The following is a 13,925-nucleotide window of genomic DNA, read 5'->3' as shown; positions in this document are numbered from 1 at the left end:
CGTCACTCCCCGGTGACCGACTGGGTCGGCGAGTGCAGTTTCTCGAGGGTCTTCCCGTCTCCGAGATACATGTGCACCCCGCAGGGCAGGCACGGGTCGAAACTGCGCACGGTGCGCATGATGTCGATGCCCTTGAAGTGCTCTCGGTCGTTCTCCTCGAAGATCGGCTGCCCCTGCACCGCGTCCTCGTACGGGCCGGGCGTGCCGTAGCTGTCCCGCGGGCTGGCGTTCCACGGCGTCGGCGGATACGGATGGTAGTTGGCGATCTTCCCGTCACGGATCACCAGATGATGCGAAAGGACGCCCCGCACCGCCTCGGTGAATCCGCAGCCGATGCCCTCGTCGGGCACCTCGAACGGTTCCCAGGTCTTGGTGCGGCCGGCCCGGATCTCCACCAGCGCCTTCTCGGCGAAGTGCAGGGCGCACGCCGCGGCGTAGGCCTGGAAGTAGGTGCGGGCCCGGTTGCGTTCGAGAGTGTTGCTGCCGTGCTGCGGGATCTTCCACTCCAGCGTCACCGGCCCCTTCAGCGCGGTCTTGGGGAGGTTGATCTGCACGCTCGACCCGGTGGACTTGACGTAGCCGATGTCGACGAGCCCGGCCAGCGCCGTCGACCACAACCGGGCCAGCGGCCCGCCCCCGGTGTCGAGGGCCAGGTAGTCGGTGCCGTCGAACCAGCGGGGCGACATCACCCAGCTGTACTTGTCCTCGAGATCGCGCTTCTGTGGTCTCGGATTGGTGTGCTGGTTCCAGGGATGGCGCCGGTCCACCGGGTTGCCCAGCGGATCGGTCTTCACGAACATCTCCTGATCCGTCCAGTCCTCGTAGTACGAGGAGCCGAGCAGGATGCGCAGGCCCAGGTTGATGTCCACCAGCGAGGTCGTCACCAGCTTGCCGTCGACGACCACCCCCGGGGTGACGAACATCTTCCGGCCCCAGTCCTCCATGTCCCGGTAGGCGAAGTTGCACGTCTCCGGGTCCTGGAACGACCCCCAGCACCCGAGCAGGGTGCGCCGCAGTCCCACCTTTTCGTACCCCGGCAGCGCCTCGTAGAAGAAGTCGAACAGGTCGTCGTGCATGGGCACGACCTTCTTCATGAACTCGACGTAGCGCATGAGCCGGGTCAGGTAGTCGGTCATCAGCTGGATGGTGGCGACCGTGCCGACGCCGCCCGGGTACAGGGTGGACGGGTGTACGTGGCGACCCTCCATGAGACAGAACATCTCCCGGGTCGAGCGGCTCACGTGCAGTGCCTCGCGGTAGAACTCGCCGGTGAACGGATTGAGCGAGCGCATGATGTCCGCGATCGTGCGGTAGCCGTGCTGGTCCTCCCGGGGGGCACGGGTGTTCTCGGCCTTCGCCAGCACCCCCGGGTTGGTCTCGGAGACCATCTTCTCGCAGTAGTCGACCCCTACCAGGTTCTCCTGGAAGATGTTGTGGTCGAACATGTATTCCGCGGCCTCCCCGAGGTTGACGATCCACTCGCCCAGGTGCGGGGGCTTGGCGCCGTACGCCATGTTCTGTGCGTAGCAGGAACAGGTCGCGTGGTTGTCCCCGCAGATGCCGCAGATGCGGCTGGTGATGAAGTGCGCGTCGCGCGGGTCCTTGCCCTTCATGAACAGCGAGTAGCCGCGGAAGATCGACGAGGTGCTGTGACATTCGGCCACTTCACGGTTCGCGAAGTCGATCTTCGTGTAGATACCCAGACTGCCCACGATTCTGGTGATCGGATCCCACGCCATCTCCACCAGATTGCTGCCGGCGGCGGGATCGGGGACGGTGGCTGTCATCGGGCTGCCTCTCTCGGGGCGGGACTACCAGGTACGGGTCGCGCCGGTGGTGAGTTCCGTGCCGGGCGTACGCCAGGACGGCTCCTTGTCCAATGTGCTCTTCGTCAGACTCCGCAGCTGCCGCACCGCCGAGCCGTACACGCCCACGGCTCTCGTCGAGAGCTTTCCCCCGGGCGGCTCGTCCATGAACGGCATGAACTTGTCCGGGAAGCCGGGCATCGTGCAGCCGATGCAGATACCTCCGACGTTGGGGCATCCACCGATTCCGTTCATCCAACCCCGTTTGGGGACATTGCATTTGACGACCGGTCCCCAGCAGCCGATCTTCACGATGCACTTCGGGGAGCCGTACTCGGTGGCGAAGTCGCCCTGCTCGTAGTACCCGGCGCGATCGCAGCCCTCGTGCACGGTGATGCCGAACAGCCACTGCGGCCGCAGCGCCTCGTCCAGCGGGATCATCGGCGCTTGATTCGTCGCCTGGTACAGCAGGTAGGTCAGCGTCTCGGACAGGTTGTCCGGCTGGATGGGGCATCCCGGCACGCACACGATCGGGATACCCGCCTTCGACTTCCATTCCCAGCCCAGATAGTCGGGCACACCCATCGCGCCGGTCGGGTTACCAGCCATGGCGTGAATGCCGCCGTACGTGGCGCAGGTGCCCGCCGCGACGATCGCCGTGGCCTTCGGCGCCAACCGGTCCAGCCACTCGCTGGTGGTGATCGGTTGTCCGGTCTCTTCGTTGTTGCCGAAGCCGGACCAGTACCCCTCGTCGTGCAGCTTCTCGTTGGGGATCGAGCCCTCGACCACCAGGACGAACGGTTCGAGCTCGCCGCGGTCCGCCTTGCGGAACCATTCGAGGAAGTCGTCCGCACCCCCCTCGGGACCGCATTCGAAATCGATCAGCGGCCAATGCACCGCGACCTTCGGCAGCCCCGGCAGCGCGCCGAGTGCAATCTCTTCCACACTGGGTTGCGTGGCGGCGGTGAGAGCCACGGAATCGCCGTCACAACTGAGCCCGGCGTTGATCCACAGCACGTGGATCAATGCCTCTTCGGCCGCCTGAGCTTCGGGTGTGGGCATGCCGACCACTTTCCGGAGCGCCCCACGCTCCTGCGCCGCAGGAGTCGACCTTCGGCCCACTTGCGCGGCGCTTTCTCTATTAACGCCCCGTTCCGGAGGGATGTCAACGAATCATGATCGTCCCGACCGGCGGTCGGCGATCCAGCGGTACCACGCCTCCATGCCCTCCCCCGTGGAGGCCGACACCGCGAGCACCTCCACGCCGGGATTGACCGATCCTGCGTGGAGGCCACAGGTTTCGAGCTCGAAGTCGACGTACGGCAGCAGGTCGACCTTGTTGACGACGACGAGATCGGCGACCGCGAAGATGTGCGGATACTTGAGCGGTTTGTCCGTTCCCTCCGGCGTCGAGATGATCACCACCTTGGCCTGCTCCCCCAGGTCGAAGAGGGCCGGGCACACCAGATTGCCCACGTTCTCGACGAACACCAGCGTTCCCGGAGCCGGATCCAGGGCGATGAGCGCGTCATGCATCATCTGTGCGTCGAGATGGCATCCGGCGCCGGTATTGACCTGCACCGCGACACATCCCGCCGAGCGGATGCGCTCGGCATCGAGCAGGGTCTCCTGGTCGCCCTCGATCACCGCGATCGGCGCAGAGCCGGACAACTCCCGGATCGTTCGTTCGAGCAGGGTGGTCTTGCCGGCCCCCGGTGAACTCATCACGTTGATCGCCGTCACGCCGCGACCCGCGAGCCACCCCCGCGTACGCTCGGCGAGCAGGTCGTTCTTCGCGAGCACCTGCTGTTCGAGCGTGACGGTCTCGGTCTGCACCGGCGCACCGTCGTGCCCGTGCTCGTGCTCGTGCCCGTGGCCGTGGCCGTGGTCGTGGCCGTGGCCGTGGCCGTGAGGAAGGTCGTGCTCGTGCGGCACCGTGATCCGCGGCCCCGCCTCGTCGTCACAGCCACAGGTGGCACACATCGCTTCAGCTCACCTCCATCGACACGATTCGAAGCTCGCGGCCCGACCGCACTTCGACATCGGCACTTCCACAGGAGCACAACAGGATCGGATCCGACAGAGCGAATTCTGCACCGCAGTCCCGGCACTGCCCGACACCGGCGGGCGTCTCGATGTCCAATCGCGCACCTTCCGCGACGGTGCCCACCGTGACCAGCTCGAAGCAGAACAGCATCGAGTCGGGGATCACGGCACACAGCGCTCCCACCGCGACGCGCACACTGTGCACGCGACGGTCGCCGGCGTGCTCGCACACCGCGTCCACGACGCTCTGCGCGATCGACAATTCGTGCATCGCGGCCCCACTCCGCCCACTTCACGGGCTCGTCTCCACGATAGGCCGTGGGCCCGCCTCGGGGACGCGGAATCAGATGCTTCCGCTCTCCGGGCCGGCGTGGTCATGGTCCGGGTGTGTGTGCCCGGCGTGCTGGTGGGTCGCGCCGATCGAATGCAGCAACTCGTGGACCGTCTCGTCCACGAGGCGGTACCGCACCATTCGACCCTCACGTTCCGCCGCCACCCAGCCCTGGTTGCGCAGCAGGCGCAGCGCGTGGGACACCGCGGTGCCGGTCATCTCCAGGGCTGCGGCAAGGTCCGTGACACAGATGCCCGGCGCGTGGTGCAGGCACAGCAGCAAGCGCAGCCGGTTCACGTCCGACAACAGTTCGAAGCGGTGGGCCCACCGGTCGATGTCCGGCATGTGCAGTGCCGCAACGGCGCGCTGCACGTCGGCGGGGTCGAACATTGCGCCGGACGTCATGGGATGGAGTCTACGAACCCGGTGGCCGTCGTTGTGCCCACACCCGTACCGCGTGTGCGGACCGGGTGGCCCCTCGCCCCACCAGCCGGCCCTACAGTAGGAGGGGTAGACCGTGGCCGCGCCGCACGCGCGGCGTCCGCCGTGCCACAGGGGGTGCTCCGACAATGGAGGAAACTTCGGTCCGCGACCTGCCTCGCGCGCTGGGGAACGAAGACCTGACCCGCCGGCTGGCGGCGTGCCGGCCGGCGGTGTTCCTGGACTACGACGGAGTGCTCACTCCGATCGTGTCGCGGCCCGAGGACGCCGCGATCTCGGACGGCATGCGTACCGTCGTCCGCGACCTCGCATCACGGTGTCCGGTGTGCGTCGTGACCGGCCGGGACCGGGCAGTGGTGCAGCAGCTGATGGGCGTCGACGACCTGGTGGTGGCCGGCAGCCACGGCTTCGACATCTGGACTCCGCAGCGCGGCTCCGTCTCCGACGACCGCGTGGCCCGGTTCGCGGACCTCGTCGCCGCGGTGACCGAGCGGCTCCGCACCGAGACCGAGACGATCCCGGGTGCGTTGGTGGAGCCGAAGCGCGCGTCGGTCGCGGTGCACTACCGGCTCGTCGACCCCGCGGACCGAAACCGGATCGAGGCGATCGTGCAGACGCTGCTCACCGACCATCACGGCGAACTGAAGGTCACCCCGGGGAAGATGGTGTACGAACTCGCACCCGCCATCGACTGGGACAAGGGCCGGGCGGTGCTGTACCTCGTCGACGTTCTCGGCCTCGACTCCGCCGACACGGTCCCGGTGTACCTGGGCGACGACATCACCGACGAGGACGCCTTCCGGGCGTTGCGCGGCCGGGGGATCGGCATCCTCGTGGGCCGGCCGGACGATCCGGAGATGGCGGGCCGGAACACGGCCGCCGAGTTCGCACTCGCCTCCGTCGACGAGGTGGAGCGCTTCTTGACCACACTGGCGCGGTGATCGGGGGACCACGCCCAGGGACATCCAGGGGGACGTCGTGCAGGACCCGAAGTTCGGACTCGACTACGACCGGTTCGACAGCGCGTCGGAGGGACTGCGGGAGGCGCTGACCTCCACCGGGAACGGTTACTTCTGCACGCGCGGCACCGCCGAGTGGGAGGACATGAGTCCCATCCACTACCCCGGCACCTACGTGCACGGGATCTACAACCGCGAGACCACCATCATGGGCGGACGCCCGGTGCTGAACGAGGACCTGGTCAACGTCTCGAACTGGCTGGTCCTCAAGCTTCGTATCGAAGGCGGGGACGCCGTCCGGCTCGACGACGTCGACGTGCTGTCCTATCGGCACACCTACGACATCCGGCTCGCCACGGTGAAGCGCGAGCTGCGATTCCGGGACCGGTTCGGGCGGGAGACCACCCTGCGGAGCCGTCGCTTCGTGAGCATGGCGCAGAGCCATCAGGCCGGGATCGAGTGGACGCTCGTGCCGGAGAACTGGTCCGGTGCGGTGGAGGTGGTCTCGGCACTGGACGGCCGCGTCACGAACCAGATCGTCGCCCGCTACCGGCAGCTCGAGGGCCGCCACCTGGATCCGGTGTCCCCGCGCACCTTCGGCAACGAGACCATCGCACTGCGCGTACAGACCCGGCAGTCCGACATCTACATCGCCGAGGCCGCACGCACCCGGGTCTTCCGCGGAGAGGGCTACGACGACGGCCCCCTGGAGGTCGACCGCTCGCTGTACCAGATGGAGGACTACATCCAGCAGGTGCTCTCCTTCGACGTCGAGCAGGGCCGGCCGACGCGCGTGGAGAAGATGGTGTCGCTGTTCACCTCCCGGGACAATGCGATCACCGAGGCGCTGGCCGCGTCCGGCCGGCACGTGCTGCGGTACCCGGACTTCGCCCCCGCGTATGCCGAGCACGAAGCGGCGTGGGACGAGTTGTGGGACATCTGCGACGTCCGGCTGCCCAGCGAACCCCGGGCCGACCTCCTGCTGCGGCTGCACGTCGCGCACGTGCTGCAGGTCTGTTCCCGGCACACGGCGCGGCACGACGTCGGCGTGCCGGCGCGCGGCCTCAACGGAGAGGCGTACCGGGGGCACGTGTTCTGGGACGAGATGTACATCCAGCCGTTCCTGAACCTGCGGATGCCGGAGGTGACCCGGAGCCTGCTGCTCTACCGGTACCGCCGGCTGTCCGAGGCCCAGGCCGCGGCCGAGGAAGCCGGGTACCGGGGCGCGATGTTCCCCTGGCAGAGCGGCAGCGACGGCACCGAGGAGACCCAGGCCGTCCATCTCAATCCCCTTTCCGGACAGTGGGATCCAGACCTCAGCCGGAATCAGCGGCACGTCAACGCGGCGATCTTCTACAACGTGTGGCGCTTCCTGCAGGCGACCGACGACACGGAGTTCCTGGCCGACTACGGCGCCGAGCTCATGCTCGAGATCGCCCGGTTCTGGGCGTCGGCGACCCACTACAACCCCGAGCGCGAACGGTACGAAATCCACGGCGTGATGGGGCCGGACGAGTTCCACGAACGCCACCCCGGCGCGGCCGAGGCGGGCCTGCGCAACAACGCCTACACCAACGTCATGGTGGCCTGGATCATGGCGACGGTCCCGGCGGTGCTCGACTCGCTCTCGGCCAGCCGACGGCGCGCCCTGCTCGCCCAGCTCGCGGTCACCGACGAGGAGCTGCGCACGTGGGACGACATGAGCCGACGGATGTTCGTGCCCTTCCACGAGGGCGTCGTCAGCCAGTTCGAGGGCTACGACGAACTCGAGGAACTCGACTGGGAGCACTACCGCGCCGCATACCCCAACATCCAGCGGCTCGATCGCATCCTCCGGGCGGAGGGCGAGGATCCGAACCGGTTCAAGATGGCCAAGCAGGCCGACACGGTCATGTTGTTCTTCCTGCTCGACGACGACGAACTGCACGCGACGTTCGAGCGGCTGGGCTACCCGTACGACCAGGAGCTGGCCCGTCGCACCATCGAGTACTACGACCAGCGGACCTCGCACGGGTCGACGCTCAGCCACGTCACCTTCGCCGGAGTACTTGCCGACATCCATCCGCCCAGCTCGTGGGAGCGCTTCATGCTGGCGCTCGAGAGCGACGTCAGTGACATCCAAGGTGGAACCACCAAGGAGGGCATCCACATGGGCGTCATGTCCGGCACGCTGGACCTGCTGCAGAGCAGCTTCGTCGGCGCCCGGGTCTACAACGGTGTGCTGCTGTTCCGTCCCCGGCTCGTGGACCGGCTCGACGGCGTGTCCTTCTCGATCCGGTTCCGCGGCACCCCGCTACGGGTGCGCATCGTGGGCGGCGAACTGACGGTGCTCGCCCAGTCCGAGGGGTTCCACGGACCCGTCCGGGTGGGTCTCGACGGCCAGATCTGCGAACTCGGCGCCGGCGAAAGTTGTGTGTTCACCCTCCCCTCGCAGGAACCGTCGATGCCCTGAGCACCGCACAACCGTTGCGGCCGAATGTCACACGCGGTCGATCCAACCGACGGCATGTGACATTCGGTCACCGGCGACGGCGTCCTAGGGCAACGTGCGGCGCATCAGTTCGGCGACGCTCCGGTCGAACGCGACGAGCGTGACGATCTCGACGGCGGTCCGGGCGGAGGTCAGGGCCGTGACCGCCTGCCGGATCGCGTCCTCCTTCGGCCAGCCGTAGGCACCGGCGGAGATGAGCGGGAACGCGACGGTGCGGGCGCCGACGGTGTCGGCTACGGCGAGACTGCGGGTGTAGGCCGACCGCAGCAGGTGCGAGCGGTCCTCGTGGGGCGAGTAGACCGGTCCGACGGTGTGGATCACCCAGCGCGCCGGGAGCTTTCCGGCGGTGGTGGCTACCGCCGCACCCACGTCCAGGCCGTTGGGCAGGGTCGTCGCGCGCAGGGCCTTGCAGGCGGCGAGGATCTCCGGACCGCCGGCGTGGTGGATGGCGCCGTCGACGCCGCCGCCTCCGAGGAGTGAGGACTTGGCGGCGTTGACGATCGCGTCGACGTGCTGGGCGGTGATGTCGCCGTGGACGACGTCGATGAGGGTCACGACTGCTCCTGGAACGTAGTGGGACGAGCGGGGACGGCGGCGGGACGACCGTATCCCTTCCGGGCGGCCGCCGTGGCCAGCCGGGTCAGGTCGTGCGCGGTGTGCCCGGGCCAGCCGTGCAGGATGCGCCGCCAACGATCCGGGACCGCCGAGGCGCCCCAGCGAGCGCCGAGCAGTCCGCCCGCTATGGCCGCGGTGGTGTCGGTGTCACCACCGGCGCGGACCGCGGCCTCGAGTGCGCGCTGCAGGTGCCCGGGGTCGGAATCGTCGGTCGTGCTGATCGCCCACCACGCGGTCTGCAGGGCGTGGACGGTCCATCCGTTGTTCGCGAAGTCGTCGGGCGAGCCGCGCTCGGCCCGGTCGAGCAACGGACCCCAGTAGCCGGCGACGTCGGCGGGGCAGACCTGCAGGTACCCGCGGACACCGTCGAAGGTGCCGTGCAGGACGGCGTGGCGGATCGCGTACGTCCACAGCCGGCAGGCCTGGACCGCCTGCGGGTCGTCATGGGTCAGCAAAGCCACCTGCCCCGCGGCGACGAGCGCAGCGTCCGCACCGCCCGCGCCGAGACAGGACAGGGCGACGGGGGCGGTGCGCATGAGAGCGCCGTTGCCGCCCTTGCGGCCGGGGACGGCGCGGGCACGGGCCTGCATCGCGGCGCCCCCCGCGGGGCGGTGCGAAAGCACGGCGCGGGTCTGGTTGCCGATGTCCTTCGGGTGCGAGTCGAACCACCGCACGAACTGCGCCGCCACCGCGTCGAGGCCGGCGGCGCCGGCGAGGTCGACGCCCGTAGCCGCGACCTCGGCGACGGCGACGGCCATCGCCGTGTCGTCGGTCCACTCCCCCGGTTCCCACCCGAACACGCCGCCGCCGACCATGTCGATCTCGGCGTCTGCGGCGGGGTGCGTGAACTCGTAGCCGGCGCCGAGGGCGTCCCCGGCCGCCGTCGCCAGCAGCACCCCCACCGCCCGATCGCACTGTCGTGTCGTCAATGTCATCGCCCACCCCGCCTTTCGATCAAATTTGCGCTATCGATTTAGATCATATCAGCGCTAAGGTGCAACCGTGAACGAGTGGACGGACGAGACCGGCCGGACGCTGGCCGACTATCCGCACCCGTCGGCCGCGGTGGACGTCGCTGTGCTGACCTGTTCCGACGGCGAACTCCGGGTGCTGGCCGTCGAGCACGGCCACGGCCTCCTCGCCCTGCCCGGCACATTTCTCCGCGAACGCGAACGGCTCGCCGACGCCGCCCGGCGCGTACTGCGCGACAAGACGAACCTCACCGGCATCCGATTCCACCAGATCGGTGCGTTCGACGCCCCCGACCGGGACCCGCGCGGATGGGTGATCTCCATCGCCCATGCCGCGGCGGTGCCCCGCGAGGACCTCCCGCCCCGCGCCCTCCTCGTGGGCGTGCGCGACGGAAAGGCCGGGCAGCCGCTGGCTTTCGATCATTCCGAGATGGTGGCCGCGGCCGTCGCGGATCTGCGGGCACGCTACGCGCAGCGGGTCGATCCCGACGGGCTGCTCGGCGACGAGTTCACCGTCCTCGAATTGCGGCGGCTGTACGAGGTGGTATTCGGCCTTCCGCTGCAGAAGGACTCGTTCCGCCGCCACGTCGTCGACGCTCTCGACAGCACCGGGCGCATGTCGAGTCCGGGCACCGGCCGGCCGGCGGAACTGTTCCGCCGCAAGGACGGCGCCCGGTTGCCGGCTCAGGCGGCGGTGTTGTTCACCGGCTGAGGCGCCCGCGGGTTCACAGGATCGGGTAGACGAAGTGCCCGGGTCCGCCGCCCGGCAGACTCGAACCGGTGACGTTCGGGAGGTTGGCGGGCAATCGGATCAGCTTGTGCGGCTGACCGTTTCCATCCGCTTGCCAGCAGTCGGTGGTCACGCCGTGGAACCCGACGCAGACGATCCGGGTGCCGGTGCCGAACGGTGACGTGAGCCGATTCCGGTTCACCAGCGGATTCCAGTAGTCGAGGTCCGCAGGGGTCAGGAAGTCCTTGGTCTCGTAGGGCACCATCGGTGTCGGATAGGACGGAATCTCGGGCCACTCGTCCTGGGCCGTCGCCGGGCCGGATGCGCCGAAGACTGCGGCGGCCGTCAGCAGCAGCGTCGCTCCCGCTCGCCGGGTACGGCGGCCGATACGGTTGCTCGTCATCTCGCCTCCTCGCGGTACTCGTCCGACCATGGAAGCACGTCGCCGTCGCCCGCGGCGGGCGCCACGCGGAGACGGACCGGTCAGCCGAGCCGCTTGTGGTAGACGACGACGTCGCACGGAACGGCGAGCAGCGGAACCAGTTCTGGGTACATGACCTCGGGGCCCTCCGTCCGCACCGGCACGTATCCCATTCGCGGATACCACTGCGACAGGAACACCTTCGACGGGTGCTCGAAGTCTCTGGGCTGGATGATCTCCAGCTGCATGATCTCGTTCCCGAGCCGCGCCGCGTGGGACTCGGCGAACCGCACGAGGGCACTGCCGATGCCTGCGCCCCGCACCTCCGGGTCGGCGGCGAGCATCCCGAACTCGGCGACGCGGGCATCGAGTTGCACCACCTTCACGCAGCCCACGATCCGGTCGCCGAACGATGCGACGAAGAGCTGACCGGCACCGGCACATTGGGCGATCTCGGTCGCCGACGTCCGGGTGGCCCCCTCCGGCCACATGCCGTCCTCGGCGACGGCATAGACGGCATTGACGAGGTCGGCGACCACCTTGGCGGTGTCGTCACTACCGTCGGTCGAGCGCACCAGCGGCGCGATGCTCAGTTCCCCAGAGTCCGTCAACGTCTTTCACCCGAATTTCTCGACGACCGCCGCCCGCTTCAGCGGAGAACGGGCGGTCCGGCTTGCCGGAACAAGCCTAGCCGACAGCGGCGACGCGACCGTCCCGGCTGCCGAGCGGACGGACCGCTCAGCCGGGCAGCGCGCCGACGGCGGGCCTCGATGCCCCGAACTTCGAGGCGAGTTCACGCCGGGCGGCCCGGTCGCCGGCCCGTTCGAGGAACCGCCTGCCGGTGCGCGTGCGGGCGATCACCGTGGAGGCGACGACGTTCTTGACCAGCACGGCAGGAACGGCCCAAGCCGAGGCGACGGGCAGATCCAGCTCCCGCAGGCTCTGCGTCCCGAGGAAGTACCGGAGCATGCTCAGCAGGCGCTGCCGCTCGTACCGGCCGCGCACGTCGCCGAACCTCCCGTAGTCGAGGGTGCGCTGGCCCTCCACGAGGGCTCCGGACAACGCGGCACCCGCGGGCGTGACGTCGTCCTGCACCAGCAGCACGTGGTAGTTGAACACGTGCTGCTCGCGTTCGGTGTCGAACAGCCAGTCCTCGTCGATGCCCATGAGCCATCCGACGTACTTCCACAGGTGCATCACCGCCCGGGACTCCTCACGAGTGACGAAGTACCCGAGTGCCCGCATGCCGAGCAGCAGCGTGCCGTTGAACAGCCCGAGAGTTGCCGCCTGGTCGGTCTGGTTGATCGGCAGACCCCAGCGTTCGACGTCCCATCGGCCGTTGGTCTCGAACTGGTGGTTGATCAGCGCATGCATCGCGCGCACGTGCACGGTGAGCTTGAATCCCTCACCATTCCTGCGCATCCCGCCCGGCTCGCCGACCGCGGTTCCCCACTTCTGCGTTTCACCGAGGCGCCGCATCGCGGTCGAGCCGGTCAGGCCCCCGGTCTCGACGAGCAGATCCGGCGGCCCGCCGAACCGGTAGCCACCGATGAGCGACAACTGGAGCAGCACGTCGATGCGGCTGCGGCCCATCCTGCGGAAGGCCCGGGCGCCCTTCTCCACCAGATCGAAGTCCACCCACTCCGGAAGGTCGTCGACCACGGCGAAGAACCGCCGCAGAGCCTCCGGCGCATCCGGCACCGCGTCGATGCCGTGCTCGAGCGCCCGATGGAATTGCGCCATGCTCACCCGCTCGGCGTCCGTCCGGGGGCGGCGCATCGCATGCACCAGATCGGCGCCCACCTCGTCGCGGGCGAACATCCGCCGGCCGATCCGGTCGAGCAGTTCCTCGTCGACGGCGTCGATCCGCGCGTAGGCGCGCAGGGGGCGTCCGATGCGCTGGTTCCTGGGCCGGATGCCGGCGTACCGGCGCGGGTAGCGGGCCGCCTGCGGGTCCTGCCGAATCTCGTGTGCCACCATGAGGCGATGCTGACACGAGCAAATACTCGCGTTCAATTCGCGTTCGGGCGGCCCAGATGAGGCCGGTGGAGCAGAATCGGCTGCGCCGGGTGCCGCAACAACGCCGCTCCCAGGCGATGGTCGAGCGCATCGTGACCGCCGGCCGGGAAGTCCTGCTCACCCAGGGATACGAGGGCGCCTCCACCAACCGGATCGCCGCCGCGGCCGGCATCAGCCCCGGCTCGCTGTACCAGTACTTCCCCGGCAAGGACGCCATCGTGGCCGAAGTCGTCGACCGGTGGACCGAGGAGGTGCAGACTCGCATTTCGCACGTGTTCACCGACGCGCTCGACGCCCCCACCTGGACCGAATCGGTGCGGACCAACATGCGGGTGTTGCTCGAGGCGCTCGGCGAGAACCCCCGACTGCTGCGCGTGCTCGTCGAGCAACTCCCCCGCACGCCGGACAGCCGGCTGGTCGCGTTCGAACACCGCATCGACGCGCTGCTGGCGATGTGGCTGCGCTTCAACCCCGGCCGGCGCCGGATCGAGCATCCCGATGCCATCGCGTGGATGCTCGTCCGCACCGTCGAGAACGTCGCGGTCGGTTATGTGCTCGATCAGCCACCGATCGAGCCGGACGTGGTCGCGGACCAGCTGACAGCCATGATCACCGCCTACCTCAGGGAGATCCTGGTCTGACTCCTCGCCTCCATCGTTCCGCGACGACCCACCCCGCACGCCTCAGCAGCTGCTCCGGCAGCGTCGCAGCTGGCCGGCCAGGTATCGCTTGGCGCGGCGATGTCCACCCACGCTGTCGAGTTCGAGGTCCAGCGCGTTCAGGAGCGTCGCGAGCAGGCTCGCCTGCGGGGCCCAGCCGTGCCGGTTCCGGCACTCGGCGAGCCACTCGACCGGACCCCGGTGACCGCGGTCGGCGTTGCATCGCCGACACGCGGCGGCCTCGTTGGCCGCGATGCTGGGACCGCCCTTGACTCGTGGCACGAGATGTTCGGTGGTCGGCGGAATCAACGGTCCGAACCGCCGGCCACACCACAGGCAGCAACCGTCCTGTCGTTCGACGGCGAGCGTGAGTCTGGCGGCGCGGTCCACCTGTCGATCCTGACCGAGTCGCTCCCCGAGCGCCAGTGCCCCTGCGG

At 68.8% G+C, this 13,925-nt stretch carries 15 protein-coding genes; 4 read left to right on the top strand and 11 right to left on the bottom strand.

The window, feature by feature from the left end:
• Positions 1 to 2 precede the first annotated feature (2 nt).
• From ACM26Y_RS02370 to ACM26Y_RS02350, 5 genes are all read right to left on the bottom strand, one after another.
• Positions 3 to 1,787, bottom strand: a complete 1,785-nt coding sequence (locus ACM26Y_RS02370) for a nickel-dependent hydrogenase large subunit (protein ID WP_124258524.1) — start codon at positions 1,785 to 1,787, stop codon at positions 3 to 5.
• Between the two features lie 24 nt (positions 1,788 to 1,811).
• Positions 1,812 to 2,867 carry a NiFe hydrogenase small subunit gene (locus ACM26Y_RS02365; RefSeq protein ID WP_003935327.1) on the bottom strand — a complete coding sequence of 352 codons (1,056 nt, stop codon included), beginning with the start codon at positions 2,865 to 2,867 and terminating at the stop codon, positions 1,812 to 1,814.
• A 111-nt stretch (positions 2,868 to 2,978) separates the two neighbouring features.
• Positions 2,979 to 3,788, bottom strand: coding sequence for a hydrogenase nickel incorporation protein HypB (hypB, locus tag ACM26Y_RS02360; RefSeq protein WP_416062550.1), 810 nt, complete (start codon positions 3,786 to 3,788; stop codon positions 2,979 to 2,981).
• 4 nt (positions 3,789 to 3,792) lie between these two features.
• Positions 3,793 to 4,122, bottom strand: coding sequence for a hydrogenase maturation nickel metallochaperone HypA (locus ACM26Y_RS02355; protein ID WP_003935329.1), 330 nt, complete (start codon positions 4,120 to 4,122; stop codon positions 3,793 to 3,795).
• A 72-nt stretch (positions 4,123 to 4,194) separates the two neighbouring features.
• Entirely contained in the window at positions 4,195 to 4,572 is a 378-nt protein-coding gene (locus ACM26Y_RS02350; protein ID WP_416063601.1) for an ArsR/SmtB family transcription factor, read from the bottom strand.
• A gap of 179 nt (positions 4,573 to 4,751) precedes the next feature.
• Here ACM26Y_RS02350 and otsB point away from each other — a divergent pair, with 179 nt between their 5' ends.
• A complete protein-coding gene (gene otsB, locus ACM26Y_RS02345) occupies positions 4,752 to 5,564 on the top strand; it encodes a trehalose-phosphatase (RefSeq protein WP_003935331.1) in 813 nt (270 codons plus the stop codon).
• A gap of 37 nt (positions 5,565 to 5,601) precedes the next feature.
• Entirely contained in the window at positions 5,602 to 8,034 is a 2,433-nt protein-coding gene (locus tag ACM26Y_RS02340; protein WP_003935332.1) for a glycoside hydrolase family 65 protein, read from the top strand.
• Positions 8,035 to 8,118: 84 nt separating this feature from the next.
• On the opposite strand, the gene ACM26Y_RS02335 is transcribed toward ACM26Y_RS02340, so the two are convergent.
• Both ACM26Y_RS02335 and ACM26Y_RS02330 read right to left on the bottom strand, forming a co-directional pair.
• Positions 8,119 to 8,628: an O-acetyl-ADP-ribose deacetylase gene (locus tag ACM26Y_RS02335; protein WP_003935333.1), complete on the bottom strand. Its 510-nt coding sequence runs from the start codon at positions 8,626 to 8,628 to the stop codon at positions 8,119 to 8,121.
• On the bottom strand, positions 8,625 to 9,623 hold the full coding sequence (locus ACM26Y_RS02330) for an ADP-ribosylglycohydrolase family protein (protein ID WP_416062549.1): 999 nt from the start codon (positions 9,621 to 9,623) through the stop codon (positions 8,625 to 8,627). The genes ACM26Y_RS02335 and ACM26Y_RS02330 overlap by 4 nt, the downstream gene beginning before the upstream one ends.
• Before the next feature lie 67 nt (positions 9,624 to 9,690).
• Here ACM26Y_RS02330 and ACM26Y_RS02325 point away from each other — a divergent pair, with 67 nt between their 5' ends.
• Positions 9,691 to 10,371: an NUDIX hydrolase gene (locus ACM26Y_RS02325; RefSeq protein ID WP_003935335.1), complete on the top strand. Its 681-nt coding sequence runs from the start codon at positions 9,691 to 9,693 to the stop codon at positions 10,369 to 10,371.
• A gap of 13 nt (positions 10,372 to 10,384) precedes the next feature.
• Here ACM26Y_RS02325 and ACM26Y_RS02320 read toward each other — a convergent pair whose 3' ends face one another.
• From ACM26Y_RS02320 to ACM26Y_RS02310, 3 genes are all read right to left on the bottom strand, one after another.
• The gene (locus tag ACM26Y_RS02320; protein ID WP_289377593.1) at positions 10,385 to 10,792 is read right to left on the bottom strand and encodes a hypothetical protein; all 408 of its coding nucleotides are present in this window, start codon (positions 10,790 to 10,792) and stop codon (positions 10,385 to 10,387) included.
• An 80-nt stretch (positions 10,793 to 10,872) separates the two neighbouring features.
• Positions 10,873 to 11,421: a GNAT family N-acetyltransferase gene (locus ACM26Y_RS02315; RefSeq protein ID WP_244213217.1), complete on the bottom strand. Its 549-nt coding sequence runs from the start codon at positions 11,419 to 11,421 to the stop codon at positions 10,873 to 10,875.
• A gap of 127 nt (positions 11,422 to 11,548) precedes the next feature.
• Positions 11,549 to 12,790, bottom strand: a complete 1,242-nt coding sequence (locus ACM26Y_RS02310) for an oxygenase MpaB family protein (RefSeq protein WP_416062548.1) — start codon at positions 12,788 to 12,790, stop codon at positions 11,549 to 11,551.
• A gap of 65 nt (positions 12,791 to 12,855) precedes the next feature.
• On the opposite strand from ACM26Y_RS02310, the gene ACM26Y_RS02305 reads away from it, so the two are divergent.
• Entirely contained in the window at positions 12,856 to 13,470 is a 615-nt protein-coding gene (locus ACM26Y_RS02305) for a TetR/AcrR family transcriptional regulator (RefSeq protein ID WP_416062547.1), read from the top strand.
• Between the two features lie 42 nt (positions 13,471 to 13,512).
• Here the strand turns inward: ACM26Y_RS02305 and ACM26Y_RS02300 are convergent, their stop codons facing one another.
• A complete protein-coding gene (locus ACM26Y_RS02300) occupies positions 13,513 to 13,878 on the bottom strand; it encodes an HNH endonuclease (RefSeq protein ID WP_416062546.1) in 366 nt (121 codons plus the stop codon).
• Positions 13,879 to 13,925: the final 47 nt, after the last annotated feature.

The sequence above is a fragment of the Rhodococcus indonesiensis genome (genome assembly GCF_047782815.1).
Lineage (GTDB): Bacteria > Actinomycetota > Actinomycetes > Mycobacteriales > Mycobacteriaceae > Rhodococcus > Rhodococcus indonesiensis.
Note: the sequence above shows the minus strand (reverse complement) of the source record. Positions and strands in the feature narration are given on the sequence as shown.

Excerpts from the sequence above, each read along its gene's own strand:
- ACM26Y_RS02370 (WP_124258524.1), bottom strand. The coding sequence starts at position 1,787 with ATGACAGCCACCGTCCCCGATCCCGCCGCCGGCAGCAATCTGGTGGAG.
- ACM26Y_RS02365 (WP_003935327.1), bottom strand. The coding sequence starts at position 2,867 with ATGCCCACACCCGAAGCTCAGGCGGCCGAAGAGGCATTGATCCACGTG.
- hypB (WP_416062550.1), bottom strand. The coding sequence starts at position 3,788 with ATGTGTGCCACCTGTGGCTGTGACGACGAGGCGGGGCCGCGGATCACG.
- ACM26Y_RS02355 (WP_003935329.1), bottom strand. The coding sequence starts at position 4,122 with ATGCACGAATTGTCGATCGCGCAGAGCGTCGTGGACGCGGTGTGCGAG.
- ACM26Y_RS02350 (WP_416063601.1), bottom strand. The coding sequence starts at position 4,572 with ATGTTCGACCCCGCCGACGTGCAGCGCGCCGTTGCGGCACTGCACATG.
- otsB (WP_003935331.1), top strand. The coding sequence starts at position 4,752 with ATGGAGGAAACTTCGGTCCGCGACCTGCCTCGCGCGCTGGGGAACGAA.
- ACM26Y_RS02330 (WP_416062549.1), bottom strand. The coding sequence starts at position 9,623 with ATGACATTGACGACACGACAGTGCGATCGGGCGGTGGGGGTGCTGCTG.
- ACM26Y_RS02320 (WP_289377593.1), bottom strand. The coding sequence starts at position 10,792 with ATGACGAGCAACCGTATCGGCCGCCGTACCCGGCGAGCGGGAGCGACG.
- ACM26Y_RS02310 (WP_416062548.1), bottom strand. The coding sequence starts at position 12,790 with ATGGTGGCACACGAGATTCGGCAGGACCCGCAGGCGGCCCGCTACCCG.